The following is a 19,947-nucleotide window of genomic DNA, read 5'->3' as shown; positions in this document are numbered from 1 at the left end:
TGGAAAAGCCCCAAGTAACCAAGGGCTTTTCCAAGTGACTCGCTGTAAAAGCGAAACCGCCAGTGGCCGTGACCGCAGCAACGGATATGTACACGATCAACAAAATACCGCCTCGCTTTTACTCTTGATGCATCGCCCCCTCACTACGCATGTGTGTGCCTGAAACCCCGAGCTTAAGTGAACAGCATTACGTGGAATGACGGAGCCTTTTATTACAGGTGGTTTTACATGAAGGTGTAGGTGTAGTTGAAGATCAGACGGGTTTGGTCGGTATTACGTACCGAGCCTGAATCGTCACCACGATAGACACCGTGACGCAGGGTCGCTCCGAAGTTTTTCAGAGGGCCATTCTGTACAACGTAGTCGACGCGCATGTCGCGTTCCCACTCCGAGTGATCGCTACCGTTGCCGACATCCTTAATATCATCGCCATGCAGGTACGCGACGCTGGCTTTCAAGCCGGGCACGCCAACGGGAGCGAAGTCATAGGTGTACTGGCCGAAGGTGGTATTTTCTCCGGCACGGACGAACGGGTTGATCATGCTGTCGGTGAACAGGTAGAAGCTGGAGCCGCCCTCGCCCTCATTGCGCCCACGGCTGTCAACGATGTTCCCGTTGTTTACCCACACAAAACCACCGTCGTCGTTCACGCGCTGATGGCCGAGCATCAGCGAGTGACCACCAAGGGTATAGGTGAACATGGCGCTCCAGGTCTTGTTGTCGACTTCGCCTGCATTTTTCGCGTAACCGCTGTTGTTGTTGAAACGGTAGCCTGCGTCCCCGTTCTTGCCATTGGAGCTGCTATCGAAGTAGCGAAGGTCAGTTTTGAAGCTTTGAGAGTCGCCAATCGGGAAGACGTGAACGAGGCCGAGGAACGTTTGTTTGTAAAAGTCTTCAAGCTGCGAATGGTATGCCTGTACGGTCAAATCCTTGGTGATTTTCCAGTCCGCGCCACCGTACTGAAAATTGTTGGAGTCTTGCGTAGCACCGGCTATTGAGAGCCCTGCCCAGTTGCTGGATGCACGACCGGCTGCCTGAGTGATCTTGCCGACGTTGACCGTCACGTTGTTAAATTCTTTCGAAGTCAGCATGCCGCCTTGAAAGGTTTGAGGCAGCACACGACCGTCATTGGCAACCAGGATCGGCAGGTTAGGTTGTAGCGCGCTGCCCACCTTCAGATCGGTTTTGGATATCCTGGCCTTGACGTTGGCACCTCCACGGCTCCACGATTTTTCAGCCGAGCCATCAGAGTCGCTTGGAGAAAAGCTGTTGTTATCCGGGTGGTGGCCTTTACCTCCGTCCAGGTGGATACCCACCAACGCTTGAGCATCGACGCCAAAGCCAACGGTACCTTGGGAGTAGCCGGAAATGTAGTTGAACAGCAGACCTTCGGCAGCTTCTTTCTGATCTGCACCACCAACGCGGTTATCGTTGTTGAAATACAGGGTGCGCGAGCTGACGCTTGCCTTGCTGCCATCGATGAAGCCTTGAGGTGCAGCATCGGCGGCATGGACGCCAAATGAGGAGATACTGGCAAGCGCAACGGCCGCCGTCAGGGTTTGCTTGTACATTCTGTGCTCCAGGTTTTTTTTATTATGAAAAGGTCGGTCTTTGCGACGATCTGGCTGAGGAACAGACGGGTGCGCTCTTGCGGGTTGTAGTAGAAGAGACATGTATTCCAGATTGAATTCTCAGGCCGCTACCTGCCCGCCTTGATGCGCAAGAACCGGCAGGTAGCCCAAAAACTCAAAACACGCTCAGCAGGATTGAGGTACCTCACCGCGGGCCAGGCGCTGGTTGATGTCGTCGATCACCGTCGGCAGGTCGGTGATGGTGTCGATCAGGTAATGCGGACGCGAACCTTCGAACATCTGAGCAATGCGTACTCGCTCTTGATTCAACTGGTCCTTTGACAGGGCCTTGTACTGATCAAAAGTCAAACCAAGGGCGTTGCCCGAACAGGTCAGCGCGACAGTCCACATGCCAGCGCTGCGACCTTCAAGGATGCCCGGCCAAGTGTCGTCGACCTTCACGCAGGCAGCCACGTCGCTGATTCCCAGGGCAATCACGTTAGCCAAAGCCTGAGCAGGGTATGGACGACCATTGGGCACTTCGTCGGTGGCCACTACGTGGTCGGCGATGTAGCCGTTCTGCCGGGCCAGCTCTACCACTTTCTCCATGACCACCGCCGGATAACCCGAGCAGGAACCGATCTTCAGGCCCTTGCCGCGCAAGGCATGGATAGCATCGAGAGCGCCGGGAATCAGCGCCGAGTGCAGGGCGATCTTCTCGATCTGCAGTGGCATGAAGCGCTCGTAGAGGGCGGTGACGTCATCATCGGTGGGCAGGCGATCGAAGACAGCACGGTAGCGCTCGGCGATCTGCGGTTGATTGCATAACGTGCGGATGTGGTCCCATTTGCCCATGCCCATCGGGCCGCGGGCCTCTTCCAATGAAACGGCTACACCGAATTCACCGAACGCTTCGACAAAGATTTGAGTCGGAGCGAAAGAACCGAAGTCAACGACGGTGCCCGCCCAGTCCAGGACCACAGCTTGCAGTTGAGTGGGTTGTTTGTAATGCATGATACGTCTCCATTTTTGGGTATGAGTAGGCCGTCCTTCTCGTAAGAAAGAAGTAAGCCTATTGATTGTTTGAGGGTATTGCGGGGTCAGGATTCCGGTATCGGACTGGAGTCGAACAACTCCGCGATCATCGGCCGGTTTCTGCGAATACCCAGGCAGCACAGGTGGTAATCGATAAAAAACGGGTGATCGACAAAAGTGATCGGTTTTGTGCCCGGTGTTTCGGCGTACTCGACGGCAGAAACGAAACCGATTCCAATGCCCTTGGCGATGGCGTGGACGATGGCTTCGCGGCTGTTCAACTGCATGACGCAGTTCAGGGCGACGTCGAGACGCTGGGAGCTTTCTTCCACCAATTGGCGAGTCCGCGAGCTTTTTTCGCGAAGGACCAACTTCTCGGCGCTGATTTCCTCAACGCGTACTTGCGACTGATGAGCCCAGGGATGATCGTCGCGGACAACGGCAATTATCGGATAGCGCCGGTAAAGCTGAGTGTGAAAACGCTGGTCGAATTCGGAGAGGGCAAGAATCGCCACATCAATATCGAAGTTGAACAGCCGCTCCAGCGTCTCTTTTTCAGGGGAAAATGATGTTTCCAGTTTTATGTCCGGATGTAGCTGCATCAATTCATAGGTGAGATTCATTGCAACAGGAGGAGAGACCGCCCCCAGTCGCAGCATGCCGGTTTTGCGCTGCTTGAAACTTTGCAGAAGTTGCACAGCTTCATCCTCTTGGCCGAATAGACCTTGGGTGATCGAGTAGAGCTGGTGTCCGGCCCAGCTCATTTCGATAAAACGGCCTCGTCGATGGAAGAGTTCCACGCAATACTTCTTCTCCAGCGCGTTGACCTGTTCACTTACCGTCGGCTGACCAACGCTCAGATACTCGGCGGCGAGCGTGAAACTGCCGGTCTTCGCTACCGCATGAAAGGAACGTAGCCATTTGTGGTACTGGTACATACAAGATCCTGTTCCTGAGCTGCCGTCTCTAATTCAAACATCTATAGCCAGGCAATCAACGTCTGATAAACAGCGCGACCGTGGCACTGCACAGGCAGGCGGCGGTTACCACGATGAAGATCAGCGACGTATTGCCGGTAGCGTCGAGCATACCGCCGATCAGGGGTTCCGCCAGGCCTGCGAACAGATAGGACGAGAAGTTCATCACACCGGTTGCCGTCCCCGCCCGTTTGGCCCCGACCAGGTCCGGGCAGAGTGCCCAAAAGCTCGACGCCGGGCCGTAGACGAAGAAACCGCAGAGGAACAACGCCACCAGGCCGAGTGCGCTATGAGGAGGCAGGCTCCACATCCACAGGCTGGTCGCTGCACCGAGGAACATGTAGAGCATGATCGCCAGGTAGCGTTTGGAACCGAACAGCTTGTCCGATACCCAGCCATTGCTGAGGGCACCGATGGCCATGCCCACTGGCAGGGCCACGGTAATCCACTTCGGATCGACCATGCTGTCGCCGCTTTTCCAGTTGGCACCCAGAAAGTGCACCGGCACCCAAACAATCAAGCCATAGCGGGCAGCGTTCTGAAAACCCAGCGACACGGCTGCGATGATCAAGCGGAAGTTCTTCAGTACCGCTTTGTAACGTTGCGCGGACGTTTCGACTTCACCCTGTGCCACTTCGTGGTCTTTGTCATTGGCGTTGGCCACACCGGTGTCGGCGAGCGGTTCAAAACCAAGGTCTTGCGGACGTTCACGGGCAACCAGGTAGAAGATAATGCCACCCGCCAGCATCAGCAGCACGGGCAAACGGAAGATCCAGCGCCACTCCAGTTGGAGGACCTCGAGCACGACGATTGAGGTCACGTAGGAAAGAACGGACGCACAACCAGCAGCAAACACATACAAGCCATATACCTTGCCGCGCTCGCCAGCACTCCACCAATTGGAAATGAGTCGGCTTCCCGGCGCCCAGCCCAATGCCTGGAAGTAACCATTGATACCCCAAGGCAGGATCAAACTGGCAAGACCGCTGGCGAAGCTCGTTACCCAGTTGGCGCTACAGGACAATACGGCGCCAAGGGTCATAATGCGTCGGCCGCCGAATTTGTCGGCGAGGTTGCCGTTGATTGCCTGGCCAATGGCATAGGCCCAGAGCATGACTGCCGATGCCCAGCCGAGGGTTTCCTTGGTGAAGCCGAACTCGGCCTGGATCCCCGGAATGGCGAAACCAAAGGTCTGCCGACCGGTGTAGAAAAATAAATAACAGAACATGGCTGCCAGCAGCATGCGCCATTGGGCAACTCGGAACGATGAAGTGGATGTAGCGAGACCAGGCATGGTTTGCGCACGATTCATGATCTTTTCCTTATTATTGTTTGTTCCCTCTGAGTGGAGTCGGAGGGTGCACTCTTTTGTCGGTGCTGCAGGAAATCGCCGCGGCCCGTCACGCCGCAGGCAGTGCTTGAGGGGAGCCGCTAGGCCGCCTGCGCGCCGATGAAGTTTTTGCCGCGTGCGCCTTGCATGGCGAAACTAATCATCTCCTCAGCTTCCTTTGCCGTTACGCCGTAGTCGGCAAACTCTGTTTTCACATCCAGGCTGTGCAGGAAATCGCGCAACTGAGCCTTGGCCGTGGTCAGGTCGTTGCCGAACACCCGTTGCAGGGTTCGGTCGCGCGCTTCGTCATGCCCCCAGGCCAGGCCCAGGACCAGCGGCAAGGTGAAGGAGCAGGCGATACCATGGGGCAGGCCGTGGCGCAGGGTCATCTCGTAGGAGATGGAGTGGGCCAGCGCAGTTTTGGTGTTGGAGAAGGCCAGCCCGGCTTTGAGTGCGGCCAACGCCATCCGCGAACGCAGTTCCTTGTTAGACAGGTCTCGATGCAGCAGCGGCAAGCATTCGAGGATGTCTTCAATGGCGGAAATGGCAAAGGTGTCCGAAATCGGATTGGCATTGATGTTCCAGATCGACTCCAGCGCATGAGACAGGGCATCCAGACCCGTAGAAACGGTGACACTGGCAGGCACTGTCAACATCAGCTCCGGATCGATAATGGCTACTTTTGGCCAGGTACTGTCCAGATGCAGGGAGTATTTCTTTTGGCTCGCGGTGTCCCAGATAGTGGCCCAAGGCGTGACTTCGCTCCCTGTACCCGCCGTGGTGGGGACCGCAATGAGTAACTTGCTACGCGCGGGAACGAAGGGTTTACCCGCAGCCAACAACGCGAGCAATTCATCGAAGCTGCCGGAATCGGTACCCACGATCAGCGCCTTGGCGGTGTCGATCGCGCTGCCACCGCCCACGGCGATGACAGTCTGGCAATCGCCAGCCTCTTGCCAAAAGCGCTCATAGGTACTGCGCAGTTGCGCCACGTCTGGATTGGATTGGACATCCTCAATGATGTACACCAACCGGTCGCCCAGTAGATCCTGAATACGCTCCACTAATCCCAGCCCACGCGCTTCGGGAAAGATCACAAGGGCAACTTTCTGGTTTTCGGTGATTGAGCCAAGCTCCAGGAGGCTGCCGCAGCCGAAACGCGTGTCAACTGGATTGTGGAATCGGGCAGTCATGGCGGGTCCTTCGATTGTTGTTGGAAGTGGTCCCATACTCGGGGTCCATCAACAACAGCTCAAATCGATAATTCGCAGGTTTGAATCGGCTGGACCGATACCGACTGGATGAAAGTTGCCAGCTCACCTACGCGCAATTGGACGAAAATCCCGCAGGCCGACCGCGCCCTGGACTCACTCATCCTGCAGCCCTGCCATACTGTTGAGCATGACCCGTGCAACCTTCCGCTTCTACGAGGAGCTCAACGATTTCCTGCCGGCCGAACGGCGGCGGCAGTCCTTCACTTGCGAGTGCGCGCGAGGGGCGACGGTCAAGCACATGATCGAGGCGCTCGGGATACCGCACACCGAGGTTGAGCTGGTGCTGCTCAACGGCGAGTCGGTGGGCTTCGAGCGGGTGATCTTCGACAGTGACCGGCTGGCGGTTTATCCCAAGTTCGAAGCGCTGGACATCAGCCCGCTGCTCAAGGTTCGTACGCAACCTTTACGGGTGTTGCGCTTCGTCGCTGATGCGCACCTTGGCGGGCTGGCCAGGCTGCTGCGCATGAGCGGCTTCGACACTCTCTACGACAATGGCTTCGAGGATGGCGAGATCGCCGAGATCGCCGCGCAGCACGGACGCATCGTGCTCACCCGCGATCGCGAACTGCTCAAGCGGCGGATCATCAGCCACGGCTGTTACGTGCATGCCCTGAAACCGTCCCTGCAGCTGCGCGAATTGTACGAGCGCCTCGACCTGGCGCGTAGCGCGCGACCCTTCAGCCTGTGCCTTCATTGCAACCTGCCGCTGCACGAGATCAGCCCGGAACTGGCCCGACCGCAGGTGCCGCCAAGCATTGGCGCCCTCTATTCGCACTTCCTGCGCTGCGACGCCTGCCAACGGGTTTACTGGGAGGGTTCGCACTGGCGCGGCATGTGTGCACTGCTGGCACCTCTGCTGGACCGATAGCCGAGCGCATCGGGCCGGCTGCACTGCCAGGGATAACTGGCTTTTGCATCAGGTAGATAACGGCCAGAAGCGGCGTTTCATGTACGCCTCTTCAGACCAAAACTGGACGTCATCCCTACGCTTTAAAACACAGTAGAAACCGCAAGAGATCCAAACTGATCGTGCTGGTCTTGCCCCTGAAACTCACGGGTTCGCCAGACGGTAGAAAACTCGGCCTGCCATTGATCCCAGATCATCGCTACTCCGACCTGCGCATCACCGACCCATTCGCGTCGATCAACAGAAGGGCTGTCTTTCCAAGTGTTGCCATCTAGCAACATGTTATGCGCCATATAGCGACCTTGGAGGTTAGCAAAGCCATACCAGGCGAAATTACCACCCTCTTGGAAGTACTGGTTCCCACTGAAAGATGGAGCCACATTCGGCAGGCTATAACTGCGCTCAAGTCCTTGTCCGATGCGTACGCCCAATCCACTTGAAGCATATGTATAGAGATTGCCCGCCGTGAGTCCAGCACTTGGCCCGTACTCAAGGTCTAGCCCGGCGACCCTGCTTTGCAGCCACCAGCGTTTTTCGAAGCCGACACTAACATATGGCTCATTACGGATTTGATGGTCCCACCCTTTAGGCTCATCGCTACCCGTTAGATGGTGCACCCCTCGCTGGATTTTCTCTGCACCCGTTACTGGGCCAACGACACCAAGATCGACATCCAATTCTCCGGTCTCTCGTCGGCCTTGCAGCTGAGTATTTTTAAAGATGGAAAAACCGATATACATGAGCCCCGCATAGGGGCGATCTTCACGTTGTAGTTCTTTTTGCTCAATGTCATCCGGCGTGTAGATCTGATGGCCGAAACGATAGGCTGCGAGGTCGACACCTGCTGGACCCCAGCTTGGAATTAACGATCCTATACGTTGCATCCAATGATCGCTTTGCGGTTTAAAGGTCCACCCCAGCTCAAGTCCATTGGAGTAATGTCCATCGTCACCGCCGGACAAAACATCATTCTCGACTTTTAGCGACAATACATCCGACATTGCAAGCGACGGAGCTGCTAGCGCCATGACTACCAAAATTTTTGGCATCCATAATTGCATTAGGTGATTTCCTTTTTTGTTCGAGTTAGACACACCTTGTGCAGATTCCACGCCATCCGGCCAGTCATTCCACACACATCCGGCCACCTGTTCCACGCTCATCCGGCCAGGCAGTCGGAGCGCAGTGACGCAAGTTTGCATTGTTAGTCTGAAGAGCCCATCGCCGTCAATTTCGTCGAGCGCCTGCGCATCGATTCGCCCTTGAGTTCGATGCGGTAGCCATGAACGTAACTGAAGTGGCAGTTATAAAGGCCGCGAGAGAATATGCAGCAAAAAACGGTCAAAACGACACGAAGGCGGTTGTAGTTGCGACTGACGAAATCAGGAATATTAGATTTAGGTTCACTGGTGACCAGTATCAGCAGGAGCTTGAAGGCCTGTATCAGCGCTATGCCCAATCGTAACCTTGAAAATGAACAGGTTCGCTAAAGGCTGTAACAGCTCCAGCAAGGGAAGTGAATCCGCCCCGGCTCTATAGACACATCTGAACGTCCGATTCTGGCCGATTGTGTTGAAAAAGTCGCTCCAGCCTGGCGGTCTATGCATTGATCGATGAAAACACCTTTTTGCACGTAGCTACGTCAAATCTGAACCCTGAACGATCTGCGCAAAGCGCGGATTTCAATCTCAGACGCGTACTTTTCTACAGTGGAAAACGAAGCCGACTTTTTCAACAGAATAGGCCGATTTCAGACGGTCGCGACTGGCAGAAATCGGCCAAAAGCGGTCCTCCGCATTATTTAGGGAAATTGGCAGCGCATCTACCAAATTGGGCGTATGACGGAGCGAACGCCACACACCAATGGCAGCTACCGTGCTCCATCAAGCGGTGGCTGGAGAAGGAGTGAAAGTGCGGTATGAGGTGGTGTGTGAATCTGCTGCGACCGAGGCTTGCGTCATTATCTGAAACCTGGAGCCCTACAGACGCACGTCACCGTGCGCCGATAGCATTAATCAATGGTGCTTAGTAACCAACGCCTCGTATGCCACCCGAAGCCCGAATGGATTCGCCTGTTACCCCATGCGAGTCCTCGGACGCCAGGAAGACGGCCAGCGGTGCAATGTCTTCTGGTTCGCCGAATCGGCCTAGCGGCGTGCCCGCTATAAGTTTTTCGCCAAACTCACCGGCGAAGTTGCCTTCAGTCGCTGGGGTATTGGTGTGGCCGGGCAAGATCGAGTTGACCCTGATACCGCGCGGCCCAAGCTCTCTGGCCAAGGCGAACGTCAACGTATCGACCGCGCCCTTGGTGGCAGAGGTGTTGTCGAGCCCTAAAAATCTGTGATTGTCGTCCCTACAATCGTCTCGGCGAATCCGACGCCAAACACCCGCGCAGGCGTTTCAAAGCCTGGTCGTCGCTCACCGCCCAGCACCCGGCGTGCAGCCTCCACAGCGGCCAACGGTGTGTAGGTGTAGCCGTTGACGGTCTCGATCACTGAGCGCGCACTTGTGCCGTCAGCGCCAATGACTTCAGCCACGGCTCGGGCGCGGTGGGCTTCACGCTGCTCCGCGCTTGGGCCATTGGGCAGTTGTGAGAGATCGCCTTCAGGAAAGGCATCGCCGGTGATGTGCACGAACATGGAAATGTTGGGAATGCCGGTGGAGTGCCAGCCGGTGACCAGGTCACCGAAAGACAGTGGCGCGCACAGTGCCGGGCCGTCGCCAAAATCGAAGTGCTGCGGCTTCGTATCCGGGGTGGCGACCAGCAGTCCGTCCACTCGTGCCAAAAGGCCCGCGACAATGATCTCGCTGACACTCAACGCTGATCCCCGTGACATGGAGCCTGCGACATGTAGCGCCACCTTCAGGGTCTGCGGATCCTGCACACGGCGAGCGACATGCATCGCCAGGCAGTCTGTCGGCACCACATCCCAGCCGACTCCGGGCAGCAGCATGACACCCGCCTCGATAGCCTGAGCGCCAAGCCGTTCTGCCAGCCGATAGACATTGATCTCGGCCGTTATGTCCAGATAGTCGACCCCGGCCTTGATACAGGCCTGCATCAAGGCGTCCGCCGTCTGAGCAAAAGGCCCTGCGAAATTCAGCAGCGCACCGATGCCGTGCAGGGATTCGGCTGCTTGGGCATCAGGGGTGAACACTCGATAGGGCACGCCCAGTTGCGCAGCGAGTGACTCCAGCCTTTCTCCATTGCGGCCAGAGATCACAATGTCCAGCCCCTGCGCTTTGGCATGCTCGGCAGCCATGCGACCGGTATAGCCGGTCGCCCCGTAGATCATTAATTGATTCATTGTGCGTGCTGCCAGTTTTTGTAGACGAATTCGAGGCTGTAACCGTCCGGGTCAAGGACATTGGCGGCGTAATAATTCGGGTCGTAATACAGACGTGCGCCAGGTGCACCGTTGTCTACAGCGCCATTCTCCATAGCCGCCGCGTAAGCTGTGTTAACCTCGGCCTTGCTGTTCGCTACGAAGCCAACATGAACCGCCCGCCCCTCCACAACACCCTCGCGTAACCAGAAAAACACCCGCCCATTGGCACCGAAGCCCTTGAGGTCCGGGTGGCCTGGCGGACCGTCCTTGCCGTCGTAATCAAGCCTGCCGGTAATGCCAAGCGGGGTCAGTGTCGCCGTGTAGAAACGGATGGAACGATCAACGTCGCTTACCGAGATAAAAATATGATCAAGCATTGCGACTGCCTCGCTTTTCAGATGCTGATTTAGATTAAATACCCGCCCGCGACTTCGATAGTCTGGGCATTGATCCAGCTTCCTTCTTCGGACAGCAGCATGGCGATAACGCGAGCTACGTCCTCCGGCTCGCCCACCCGGCCAAGAGCGGTTTGCGATGCGAGTAAAGCTTCGAATTCGTCATTCAAGCCGCCAACGAGTTCGGTGCGGATCGCCCCCGGCGAGACGGAGTTGGCACGGATGCGCCGAGGGCCGAACTCCTTGGCCATGTAACGAGTCAACACGTCGAGTCCGCCCTTGAAAGCCGCATAAGGCGCGACGCCTGCCGTGGCCACTCGGGTCGTGGCGCTGGTCAGGTTGACGATGCTGGCGCCCTCTTCCATCAGCGGCAGCAAGGTTTGAGTCAGGAACAACGGGCCTTTGAGGTGAACGTTCAACAAGCAGTCAAACTGCGCCTCGGTGACCGATTCCAGGGGATGGAACAAGCCATGGCCCGCGTTGTTCACCAGACCGCCGAGCGTTGCCACACCCCAGGTTGTCTGTAAGGTGAGCACCACCGTTTCTCGGAAGTGCTCGAAGCTGCTCACATCAGCAACGTCCAGTTCAAGCGCCACGGCCTTGCCGCCCGATGTCTGGATACGCTGGGCAACAGCGGTTGCCGAATCAGCATGGCTTTTGTAGGTGAGGATGACCCCCATGCCGCGTCGAGCACAATGTTCGGCCGTGCTGGCGCCGATGCCCCGGCTGCCACCGGTGATGACGATAACGCTCATGCGCTGCTCCAATGTCACTGAGATGAGTCACCACAGTAACCATCGCCTTCGCAACGAGCGCAGCCGTTCCTACTCGAATCCTGCCTGTTTCTGCTTTTTGCTTGCCTGGGCGTATCAGCCTGGGTTCAGATGTTCCCCATGACAAACCAACTGAATGAACTTCGCTCGCTGGCTTCCCGTGCCAAAAACCGCCGCACGGAGACGGGCATCCCACGTGTAGCCATGGTCCAGGGCGAAATCCCTGAACACCTGCTGGCCGCCGTTTACGACCCGATGATCAACCTGATCCTGCAAGGCAGTAAATCAATGACCATCGGCGACCGCACGCTTCGCTATGACCCGGCGACTTATTTCGTCATGTCCATCGAGTTGCCTGCGGTCGGTCAAGTACACCCTGCCTCTTCCGGTGAGCCTTACCTGGCAGTCAGCCTGACACTCGACCCGACGGTCCTGGCGACTCTACTGTCCGACCTGCCAAAGCCCATCGGGCAATACGACAAGGATGCAGGCTTTTCGGTAGCCGCCGTGACGCCCGACTTGATGGATGCCTGGGTGCGCATGCTTCGATTGATGACCCGGCCTGAAGAAATTGCGGCCCTGGCGCCTGTATACGAACGGGAGATTTTGTACCGTGTTTTACAAGGCCCACACGGCTGGATGCTGCGGGACATCGCGGCACCCGATAGCGCCATGGCTCGGGTCAGCCTGGCCATTCAGTACATTCGCCGGGAGTTTGCCGAGTCCATCCGGGTGGAGATACTGGCACAACGCGCTGCGATGAGCGTGTCAGCCTTTCACCGTCACTTCAAAGCCGTCACCGCGCTTAGCCCGTTGCAATATCAAAAAAGGGTTCGACTACTTCAGGCTCGTACGTTGCTGGTGGCCAACGCCAAAAGTGTTACTAACGCGGCCTTTGAGGTCGGCTATGAAAGCGCTACCCAGTTCAGCCGCGATTACGCACGGGTATTTGGCTTACCGCCGGCACGAGATGCCGCGAGGATACTTGAGGAAACCCGAGGCGAGAGAAGGTAGGAAAAAAAAAATGACTATTAACCCCGTCACGTATTGAGTCGGCTTGGCAGTCGGTCTTTGTCAGGACCAAGCTATAGGGTCAAGAGTTCATTGTTTTGATAGCTGCTCCTTGACGAGAGACAGCTATCGGCCCAAGAACAGTCATTCAGCGATAGCAATGTTAATGAGTGTCACCTTTCACGCTCACTGATTGCAGCCAATCCACAAAGGCCCTCATATAGACTGGTTTGTCAGCATCGAGCGGTACTAATGCATGGTAGGTCGAGCCGAGGACGCACAAAGAGGGAAACGGCTTCTGTAACCGTCCGGCTGCACATTCAGCCTCTAGCGTTGGAAAGGGGCCTATTCCGAAACCGAGCCCATCAACTACTGCCTGTAAGGTCACAAAATAATGGTCGAACCGCAACGTTCGACTGGCTCGAAGCATAGGCAGGTTCGAAGCCTCTGCCCAGGATTCCCAGTCACCTGGACGGGTTTCGGTCGTCAACCAAGTCTGGTCGGCCAGTTGCTCTACCGTCTTGATGCCTGTTCTGGCGAGCAGAGATGGGCTCGCAATCACCGTGTTGGACTCCCTGAACAATGGCAATGCCTGAAATTGGCCACCGTTTGGTACGCCCCGTCTGATCGCCACGTCAAAACTTCCCGTTAACGCAGGTTGTGTCGAAAGCACGGTCGAAACGCGTACGTCCACTCCAGGGCACTTTTGCGCAAATGAAGGTAAGCGAGGGATAAGCCAGCGCATCGCGACTGTGGCGGGGGCGCTGACCCGGATGATCTTTAGCTGGCGGGTTTTGCCGTAGCGTTCTGCGGCGTCCGCTATGTGATCGAACGCGGCGCTGATTTCTCGGGCGAGCGCCCGCGCATGGGGAGACGCCACCATGCTCTGCCCGTCACGCACAAACAGCGGCTGACCGAGCCATTCCTCCAGGGTCGCGATTTGCCGGCTAACCGCGCCGTGAGTCAGGTTCAGCTCACGACACCGACGATTGTTATCTGCGTCGACGGATGCGAGCAGGAATATATCAACCAGGCGATCCAGGCCGGACAGGCGCCGTTTCTCGCAGAGCTAACCGGTTTCGGCACGGTGTTAACCGGTGACTGCGTGGTTCCATCGTTCACTAACCCGAACAACCTGTCGATCGTTACCGGCGCACCGCCGTCCGTTCACGGTATTTGCGGCAACTTCTTTTTTGACCAGGAGACGCAAGAGGAGGTTTTGATGAACGACGCGAAGTACCTTCGCGCGCCGACTATTCTTGCCGAGATGGCCAGAGCGGGTCAGCTCGTCGCAGTGGTGACCGCAAAGGACAAATTGCGCAACCTGCTCGGGCATCAGTTAAAAGGTATCTGCTTCTCGGCTGAAAAAGCCGATGAAGTGAATCTGCTGGAACACGGTATTGAGAACATTGTGGAAAGAGTCGGCATGCCCGTGCCTTGCGTGTACAGCGCGGAGCTTTCGGAGTTCGTGTTTGCCGCAGGGCTCTCTTTACTGACTAATGAACGCCCCGATTTTATGTATTTGTCTACAACCGATTATGTACAGCACAAGCATGCGCCGGGCACACCCCAAGCCAATGCGTTCTACGTGATGATGGACAGCTACTTCAAGCGTTATCACGAGGAAGGCGCGATAGTGGCGATTACGGCGGATCATGGAATGAATGCCAAGACCGATGCGATAGGTCGCCCGAACATCTTATATTTGCAAGACCTTCTGGACGCCCGTTACGGCGCGCAGCACGCGCGAGTGCTGCTGCCGATTACCGACCCGTACGTGGTGCATCACGGTGCGCTGGGATCTTATGCGACGGTTTATTTGCACGACGCAGGACAGCAGCGCGATGTCCTGGACTTTCTCGCTGGCATCGCTGGTGTCGAGGCAGTTTTGACCCGTACGCAAGCCAGCCAGCGTTTCGAACTGCCCGAAGACCGGATTGGCGATCTAGTGGTACTCGCAGAACGGTTGACGGTGCTTGGAAGTGCTGCCGACAAACACGACTTGTCCGGATTGACGGTGCCCTTGCGTTCACACGGTGGTGTATCCGAGCAAAAAGTACCCCTCATATTCAACCGTAAGTTAGTCGGTATCGATAACCCCAGTCGCCTGCGTAATTTCGACATTATCGATATCGCGCTCAACCATCTTGCTTAATCCTGAACCGGTCATCGGCCATATGATCGATTTAACCGGAAGTACGTCGATCATTTTTCCGACGGTAGCGGGACTCTGTGCGGCGAGCGCGGTATTATCGTTATTGATTGAGCGCTAACCACATTTAGTGCACGGATCGTAACGCCATAAGCGTCACGATTCCGTGTGGCCCCGAACGATTCATGATGGCGTTGCTGATCCCCACGGACCTGCCTTCACTGCGCGCGTATGCGGTGGACATCAAGGATGCAGAGCCGGCCTTTGTCACCCAAGGGGAAATACCGGCCTGGCTCGCGCCAGAACACGTCTACCCTCACAATACGCCATGCAGCATTCATCTTGTGCCAGGCGCATCGACATTTTTTTGCGTTAATGTACCGGAGAACTTCCATGCTCAAGCGCCCCCTGGCATTGGCCGTCGGCTTGACTTTGTCATTTTGCAACTTGCTGGCGCAGGCCGCCGACACCCTGAAAGTCAGCGCAATTCCCGATGAGGCCCCTACCGAACTGCTCCGCAAGTTCAAGCCGCTTGGCGCCTATCTGGAACAACAAATAGGCATGAAAGTCGAGTTCGTGCCGGTGAGTGACTATCCGGCCGTGGTCGAGGCGCTGGCCACCGACCGGATCGACATGGCCTGGCTGGGCGGCTTCACATTCGTGCAGGCACGCCTGAAAACCGGCAATGCCATACCGCTGGTACAGCGCGAACAGGACGCTCAATTCACCAGCAAGTTCATCACCGCCGACCCAGCCGTCAAGTCGCTGGCCGACCTCAAGGGCAAGACCTTTGCATTCGGCTCGGTGTCCTCCACTTCAGGCAGTCTCATGCCGCGTTACTTCATGCTGAAGGACGGCATCAAGCCGGAAACCTACTTTAGCCGCGTGGGCTACTCCGGTGCCCATGACGCCACCGTCGCCTGGGTCCAGGCCGGCAAGGTGGACGCCGGCGTACTTAACGCCAGCGTGTGGGAAAAACTGGTCGCCGCCGGCAAAGTCGACACCACCAAGGTCAAAGTGTTTGCGACCACTCCAGCCTACTTCGACTACAACTGGACGGTGCGCGGGACCCTCGACCCGGCGCTGGCGGCCAAGATCAAGGCAGCCTTCCTTGCTCTCGATCCGGCGAAGCCTGCGGACAAGGAGATTCTGGATCTGCAGGCCGCCAGCCGGTTCATCGAAACCAAGCCTGAAAACTACAAGGGCATCGAGGAAGCCGCACGCGCCGCCGAACTGCTCAAATGACGTTGCATCTGACCCAGGTCAGCCTTACCCACGCCAACGGCGTCCAGGCGCTACGTGGCGTCGACCTGCACATCGCTGCCAGCGAACAGGTCGCCATCATCGGCCCGTCCGGCGCGGGTAAGTCGAGCCTGCTCAACCTGCTGGCCACCGCCCTGCGACCGGACAACGGTGAGCTGCAGGTGCTCGGTCAGCGCGCCTGGCAGCTGTCTGCCCGTCAGCGTCAGCGTCTGCGCGCGCGCATCGGTCTGATACACCAATCACCTCCCCTGCCACCGCGCCAGCGCGTGGTCACCGCGGTTCTGGCCGGTAAGCTGGGTCAGTGGGGTCTGGGCAAGAGCCTGTTGAACCTGCTGCATCCGCTGGATATTCCGGGCGCTCGCGCCGCACTGGCCAGGCTGGACCTGAGCGAAAAGTTGTTCGCGCTATGCCAGCAACTGTCCGGTGGACAGCTACAGCGCGTGGGCATTGCCCGCGTATTGTATCAAGCGCCCGAGGTGTTGCTGGCCGATGAGCCGGTATCGGCCATGGATCCGGTGTTGGCCCAGCACACGCTTTCGGTGCTCTGTCGCCACGCCCGGGAGCAAAACGTTACCCTGGTCGCCAGCCTGCATGCGGTGGAGCTGGCCCTGGCGAACTTTTCTCGCATTATTGGCTTACGTGATGGACAAATCCTGTTCGACCTTGCGGCCAACGCTGTCGACCAAGCGTTGCTCGACAAGCTCTACGCCAACGAGCAGCTGCAATTCTCGCCGGTTCCTCCGGCGCCCTTGAGTGTGCAGATTCCCCGATGCTGACCTCTGGCACCCGCGATCCGGCCGCCCTGCCCCGCCTGCTGCTCACTCTGCTGGCCCTTGCCCTGCTGTGGCCGGGCATCCACTTCAGCGAGTTGGACCTGAGCGTACTGGTAGCAAGTGACAGTCAGAGCGAGATCGGCAAGTTCGTATCAGCCTTCTGGCCACCAGCCCACGGCGAGGAGTTCATTGCGCTGTTGTTGCAAGCCACCCTGCAGACCCTGGCCATCGCCACGGCCGGCATGGCCCTGGCATTGTTGTTGGCAGTCCCCGCCAGTCTGCTGGCCAGTCGTGCTCTGTCGCTGTCTGCTGCCTCCCGTGCCGGCCACCCGAGCTATTGGGGGCAACTGCTGCGGTGGCCTGTACGCGGTTTACTGATCTTCCTGCGCAGCGTGCCGGAAATCGTCTGGGCCCTGCTGTTCGTGCGCGCTGTCGGCCTCGGCCCGACTGCCGGGGTACTGGCGATTGCCATTACCTACAGCGGCATGTTGGGCAAGGTCTACGCGGAAATTTTCGAGTCGGTCGACCAGCGCCCGGCCCACGCGCTACTGCAGTCCGGCAGCGGTCGGCTCGCGGCCTTTTGCTACGGGATCCTGCCCAATGTCGCTGCGGAGCTGCTGTCGTACACGGTGTACCGCTGGGAATGCGCGATCCGCGCCTCGGTGGTGATGGGGTTCGTCGGTGCCGGTGGCCTGGGCCAGCAAATGGATCTGTCGTTGCGCATGTTCGCCGGCGGTGAAGTGGCCAGTCTGTTATTGACGTTCCTCGTCCTGGTGCTGTTTGCCGATCAACTCAGCCGCCTGCTGCGCTGGAGGCTGGCATGAATCGCCTGATCAACCTGATCCTTCTCCTCTGCATCGGCGCCGCGATCGTCGCCTCGTTCACCTACCTGGGCATCGAACTCGGCGAGCTGGCCGGCAGCGACAACCTGAGGCAGATGGGCGCCTATGCACAGCGTTTTCTCAGCCCGGACCTGAGCAACAGCCATCTGCAAGCCATCGGCCATGGCGCCCTGGAAACCATCGCCATGTCCGCCCTTGGCACCCTGCTCGCGGCGGTGCTCGGCCTGCTGTTGGCACTGCCCGCGGCCGGGCGATTCGGCTGGCCGTTCAAGAGCGCGTCGCGCCTTGTGCTCAACGCCCTGCGCGCGGTGCCGGAACTGGTGTGGGCCGCGCTGATGGTCCTTGCCGCCGGGCTCGGCCCCAATGCTGGAACCCTGGCATTAGCCCTGCACACCACCGGCGTGCTCGGCCGGCTGTTCGCCGAAGCGCTGGAAAACACCCCGCCAGAACCGGCCGAAGCAATCCGTTTGCAGGGCGCCAATGCCGTATGGGCTTTCTGTTACGGCACACTGCCCAACCTGTTACCACAGCTCCTGGCCTACATCCTGTACCGCTGGGAAAACAATATCCGCATGGCCAGTGTGCTCGGCTTCGTCGGCGCCGGGGGTTTGGGGCAAATGCTCTATGTCAGCCTCAGCCTGTTCCAGGAAGCTCAAGCCAGCACGGTTATTCTGGCCATGCTGTTACTGGTATTCGCCGTCGATACATTGAGCAGCTGGAGCCGTCAACGGTGGGTCAAGGCCTGACTGCTTTTGCAGAACGGATGTATCTGCAAGGCGCCCAGTCGTAGTTGAGCAGCCGATACTCGGCGTTGGGTCATTGTCACGTAGGCTGCGATGAGGCTAAGGCACCATTTTTTTCGCCGGCGGCCGCTCGCTGAGCCGGGCCGCCGGACAAGGCCGCGGACTCAGCCCTTGGCCGCCATCGCGGTAACTTCCACGCGCATGCCTTCGACTGCCAGGGCGGCCACGCCAACGGCGGCGCGAACCGGCCAGGGCTTGGCGAAGAAGCGCTGGTAGACCTCGTTGAAGGCGGCACGGTCGGCCATGTCGGTGAGGTAGATGGTCAGATGCAGGACCCGGTCCATGGAACTGCCGGCGCGCTCCAGCGCTGACTTCAGCGCCTGCAGGGTGCACTCGCTCTGCTCAATGATGCCGCCCAGCTCCAGGCTACCGTCGGCGCGGGTGGGAATCTGAGTGGAGACCAGCAGGCCTTTGATACCAGCGACGTCGCTGGAGATGGACTCCGGGTCGGGGTCGGGGAGGAAGGTGAGGTCGTGGTTTGCCATGGGGATCTCTTGCTCGAGGGGATAAAGGGGGCGGCCGGCTCGACATTGTCAGCGGCGTCGGTCAGCCAAGCCCACTGCGGTGTTTAATGAGGCAACGGCTTTTGCGCGGCCAGTTTACAGCCCTATCGTCGGCTATGCTGGTGAGCAGACGTGAAAACCTTGGGCGACGTCGCGGTGGAAAACGCCCAAGGCTTGCTGCATCGATTTCCGTGCGGCACCAGTCAATTGAACATTCAGGTCTAAAATTGAGTAGGCGCTGGTGTTACAGCGTCCAACAGTCCACATCAGAGGATTCGCCATGAGTACCCTGACGATCGAAGGCTGGTGCAAACCCAGCGGTGCGCAAAAGTCCATCCCAGTGGGCGAAATCCATTTTTACGTCGATGGCGATCTCCATCTGCGTCTGGAGCAGGCCGAAGAACACCTGGAAAAGACCCACGAGCCGGAAGTCATGGTCGATGTCGATATGAATACGCTGGAATTGATCCTGCCGGAGGGATATGGCCCTCTATCCGACTGCCAGATGCGTGTCTATTTGCATGAGGAGCGTGGCCATTTCCATCTGGTCGGGCATCGGGCGAGTGATGGCAGCTTGATCTATACCAACGCGGTTCTGGTTGCTCAGCTGCTTTAGCCATTACTCGGTCCAGGTGCACGGACGCGCCAGCCGTGACCGGCGGGAATAGGCCCGGTGTGTGTAAAAGCGTTCGTCGGGATGCGCCAGGCCCTACTGCTGCTTTTAGACCTTGACGCCGCCAACCCTGCATGCAGGGGGTGCTATACTTCGCTGTGATTGCATGAAGTGTGCAACGTTCTCCACGGGTACAGATACCAACTGCAAATCTCAGTTAACCGCTGCAAGACAGAGGAGGTCTACAGCAGACACGAGATGGGAGGTGTGGCATGAATCGACACTATTACATCAGTGACAATCTCGACGATCTTGAAACCGTTGAAAATGAATTGGAAGCCAACGGCATCAATACCGAACAAATTCATGTGCTCAGTGAACACGTTGCTGATGTTG

The 19,947-nt window shown here is 57.8% G+C and carries 21 protein-coding genes and 1 pseudogene; 10 read left to right on the top strand and 12 right to left on the bottom strand.

Translation table 11 applies throughout. The features are described 5' to 3' along the window. Positions 1 to 224: 224 nt before the first annotated feature. The 5 genes from F8N85_RS32655 to psrA form a co-directional block, all read right to left on the bottom strand. The gene (locus F8N85_RS32655; protein ID WP_150807537.1) at positions 225 to 1,571 is read right to left on the bottom strand and encodes an OprD family porin; all 1,347 of its coding nucleotides are present in this window, start codon (positions 1,569 to 1,571) and stop codon (positions 225 to 227) included. A gap of 186 nt (positions 1,572 to 1,757) precedes the next feature. Next, complete coding sequence (gene phnX / locus F8N85_RS32650) at positions 1,758 to 2,585, bottom strand: phosphonoacetaldehyde hydrolase (protein WP_150807536.1); 828 nt, start codon at positions 2,583 to 2,585, stop codon at positions 1,758 to 1,760. 86 nt (positions 2,586 to 2,671) lie between these two features. Beyond that, positions 2,672 to 3,544, bottom strand: a complete 873-nt coding sequence (locus F8N85_RS32645) for a LysR substrate-binding domain-containing protein (RefSeq protein ID WP_150807535.1) — start codon at positions 3,542 to 3,544, stop codon at positions 2,672 to 2,674. Positions 3,545 to 3,599: 55 nt separating this feature from the next. Beyond that, on the bottom strand, positions 3,600 to 4,895 hold the full coding sequence (locus tag F8N85_RS32640; RefSeq protein WP_150807534.1) for an MFS transporter: 1,296 nt from the start codon (positions 4,893 to 4,895) through the stop codon (positions 3,600 to 3,602). A 119-nt stretch (positions 4,896 to 5,014) separates the two neighbouring features. After that, complete coding sequence (psrA, locus tag F8N85_RS32635) at positions 5,015 to 6,106, bottom strand: iron-containing alcohol dehydrogenase PsrA (RefSeq protein ID WP_150807533.1); 1,092 nt, start codon at positions 6,104 to 6,106, stop codon at positions 5,015 to 5,017. A 208-nt stretch (positions 6,107 to 6,314) separates the two neighbouring features. Here psrA and F8N85_RS32630 point away from each other — a divergent pair, with 208 nt between their 5' ends. Further along, positions 6,315 to 7,055 (top strand): Mut7-C RNAse domain-containing protein, encoded by a 741-nt coding sequence (locus F8N85_RS32630; protein ID WP_150807532.1) that lies wholly within the window; start codon positions 6,315 to 6,317, stop codon positions 7,053 to 7,055. Positions 7,056 to 7,177: 122 nt separating this feature from the next. On the opposite strand, the gene F8N85_RS32625 is transcribed toward F8N85_RS32630, so the two are convergent. Continuing rightward, positions 7,178 to 8,155: a lipid A deacylase LpxR family protein gene (locus tag F8N85_RS32625; RefSeq protein ID WP_150807531.1), complete on the bottom strand. Its 978-nt coding sequence runs from the start codon at positions 8,153 to 8,155 to the stop codon at positions 7,178 to 7,180. 221 nt (positions 8,156 to 8,376) lie between these two features. Between F8N85_RS32625 and F8N85_RS34735 the strand changes: the two genes are divergently transcribed. Further along, positions 8,377 to 8,559 (top strand): hypothetical protein, encoded by a 183-nt coding sequence (locus F8N85_RS34735; RefSeq protein WP_191636312.1) that lies wholly within the window; start codon positions 8,377 to 8,379, stop codon positions 8,557 to 8,559. 560 nt (positions 8,560 to 9,119) lie between these two features. On the opposite strand, the gene F8N85_RS32610 is transcribed toward F8N85_RS34735, so the two are convergent. From F8N85_RS32610 to F8N85_RS32595, 4 genes are read right to left on the bottom strand one after another with little or no spacing between them, the layout of a single operon-like run. Next, positions 9,120 to 9,467, bottom strand: a complete 348-nt coding sequence (locus F8N85_RS32610) for an SDR family NAD(P)-dependent oxidoreductase (protein ID WP_224795800.1) — start codon at positions 9,465 to 9,467, stop codon at positions 9,120 to 9,122. Continuing rightward, on the bottom strand, positions 9,425 to 10,402 hold the full coding sequence (locus tag F8N85_RS32605) for a saccharopine dehydrogenase family protein (protein WP_150807530.1): 978 nt from the start codon (positions 10,400 to 10,402) through the stop codon (positions 9,425 to 9,427). The genes F8N85_RS32610 and F8N85_RS32605 overlap by 43 nt, the downstream gene beginning before the upstream one ends. Then, positions 10,399 to 10,800 (bottom strand): VOC family protein, encoded by a 402-nt coding sequence (locus F8N85_RS32600; protein WP_150807529.1) that lies wholly within the window; start codon positions 10,798 to 10,800, stop codon positions 10,399 to 10,401. The genes F8N85_RS32605 and F8N85_RS32600 overlap by 4 nt, the downstream gene beginning before the upstream one ends. 29 nt (positions 10,801 to 10,829) lie before the next feature. Continuing rightward, positions 10,830 to 11,573: an SDR family NAD(P)-dependent oxidoreductase gene (locus tag F8N85_RS32595; protein WP_150807528.1), complete on the bottom strand. Its 744-nt coding sequence runs from the start codon at positions 11,571 to 11,573 to the stop codon at positions 10,830 to 10,832. 138 nt (positions 11,574 to 11,711) lie between these two features. Between F8N85_RS32595 and F8N85_RS32590 the strand changes: the two genes are divergently transcribed. After that, positions 11,712 to 12,605, top strand: coding sequence for an AraC family transcriptional regulator (locus F8N85_RS32590; RefSeq protein ID WP_191636311.1), 894 nt, complete (start codon positions 11,712 to 11,714; stop codon positions 12,603 to 12,605). Between the two features lie 160 nt (positions 12,606 to 12,765). On the opposite strand, the gene F8N85_RS32585 is transcribed toward F8N85_RS32590, so the two are convergent. Continuing rightward, positions 12,766 to 13,533 (bottom strand): LysR substrate-binding domain-containing protein, encoded by a 768-nt coding sequence (locus F8N85_RS32585; RefSeq protein WP_263596399.1) that lies wholly within the window; start codon positions 13,531 to 13,533, stop codon positions 12,766 to 12,768. On the opposite strand from F8N85_RS32585, the gene phnA reads away from it, so the two are divergent. The 5 genes from phnA (at position 13,426) to phnE (ending at position 18,378) form a co-directional block, all read left to right on the top strand. Further along, complete coding sequence (gene phnA / locus F8N85_RS32580; RefSeq protein ID WP_263596398.1) at positions 13,426 to 14,757, top strand: phosphonoacetate hydrolase; 1,332 nt, start codon at positions 13,426 to 13,428, stop codon at positions 14,755 to 14,757. The genes F8N85_RS32585 and phnA overlap by 108 nt on opposite strands. Before the next feature lie 390 nt (positions 14,758 to 15,147). After that, the gene (locus tag F8N85_RS32570) at positions 15,148 to 15,999 is read left to right on the top strand and encodes a putative selenate ABC transporter substrate-binding protein (RefSeq protein WP_150807526.1); all 852 of its coding nucleotides are present in this window, start codon (positions 15,148 to 15,150) and stop codon (positions 15,997 to 15,999) included. Then, positions 15,996 to 16,793 (top strand): phosphonate ABC transporter ATP-binding protein, encoded by a 798-nt coding sequence (locus F8N85_RS32565; protein ID WP_150807525.1) that lies wholly within the window; start codon positions 15,996 to 15,998, stop codon positions 16,791 to 16,793. Before F8N85_RS32570 ends, F8N85_RS32565 begins: the two co-directional genes overlap by 4 nt. After that, complete coding sequence (locus tag F8N85_RS32560; RefSeq protein ID WP_150807524.1) at positions 16,787 to 17,614, top strand: PhnE/PtxC family ABC transporter permease; 828 nt, start codon at positions 16,787 to 16,789, stop codon at positions 17,612 to 17,614. The genes F8N85_RS32565 and F8N85_RS32560 overlap by 7 nt, the downstream gene beginning before the upstream one ends. Continuing rightward, a complete protein-coding gene (gene phnE / locus F8N85_RS32555; RefSeq protein WP_150807523.1) occupies positions 17,611 to 18,378 on the top strand; it encodes a phosphonate ABC transporter, permease protein PhnE in 768 nt (255 codons plus the stop codon). The genes F8N85_RS32560 and phnE overlap by 4 nt, the downstream gene beginning before the upstream one ends. Positions 18,379 to 18,539: 161 nt before the next feature. On the opposite strand, the gene F8N85_RS32550 is transcribed toward phnE, so the two are convergent. Next, positions 18,540 to 18,920, bottom strand: a complete 381-nt coding sequence (locus F8N85_RS32550; protein WP_150807522.1) for a RidA family protein — start codon at positions 18,918 to 18,920, stop codon at positions 18,540 to 18,542. Positions 18,921 to 19,218: 298 nt separating this feature from the next. On the opposite strand from F8N85_RS32550, the gene F8N85_RS32545 reads away from it, so the two are divergent. Together F8N85_RS32545 and F8N85_RS32540 are read left to right on the top strand one after the other, a co-directional pair. Continuing rightward, positions 19,219 to 19,554, top strand: a complete 336-nt coding sequence (locus F8N85_RS32545; protein ID WP_150807423.1) for a hypothetical protein — start codon at positions 19,219 to 19,221, stop codon at positions 19,552 to 19,554. Between the two features lie 269 nt (positions 19,555 to 19,823). Continuing rightward, a pseudogene (locus F8N85_RS32540) lies at positions 19,824 to 19,947 on the top strand (magnesium transporter); the annotation flags it as partial.

The organism is Pseudomonas fluorescens (assembly GCF_902497875.1).
In the GTDB taxonomy this organism is placed as follows: domain Bacteria; phylum Pseudomonadota; class Gammaproteobacteria; order Pseudomonadales; family Pseudomonadaceae; genus Aquipseudomonas; species Aquipseudomonas fluorescens_BR.
Note: the sequence above shows the minus strand (reverse complement) of the source record. Positions and strands in the feature narration are given on the sequence as shown.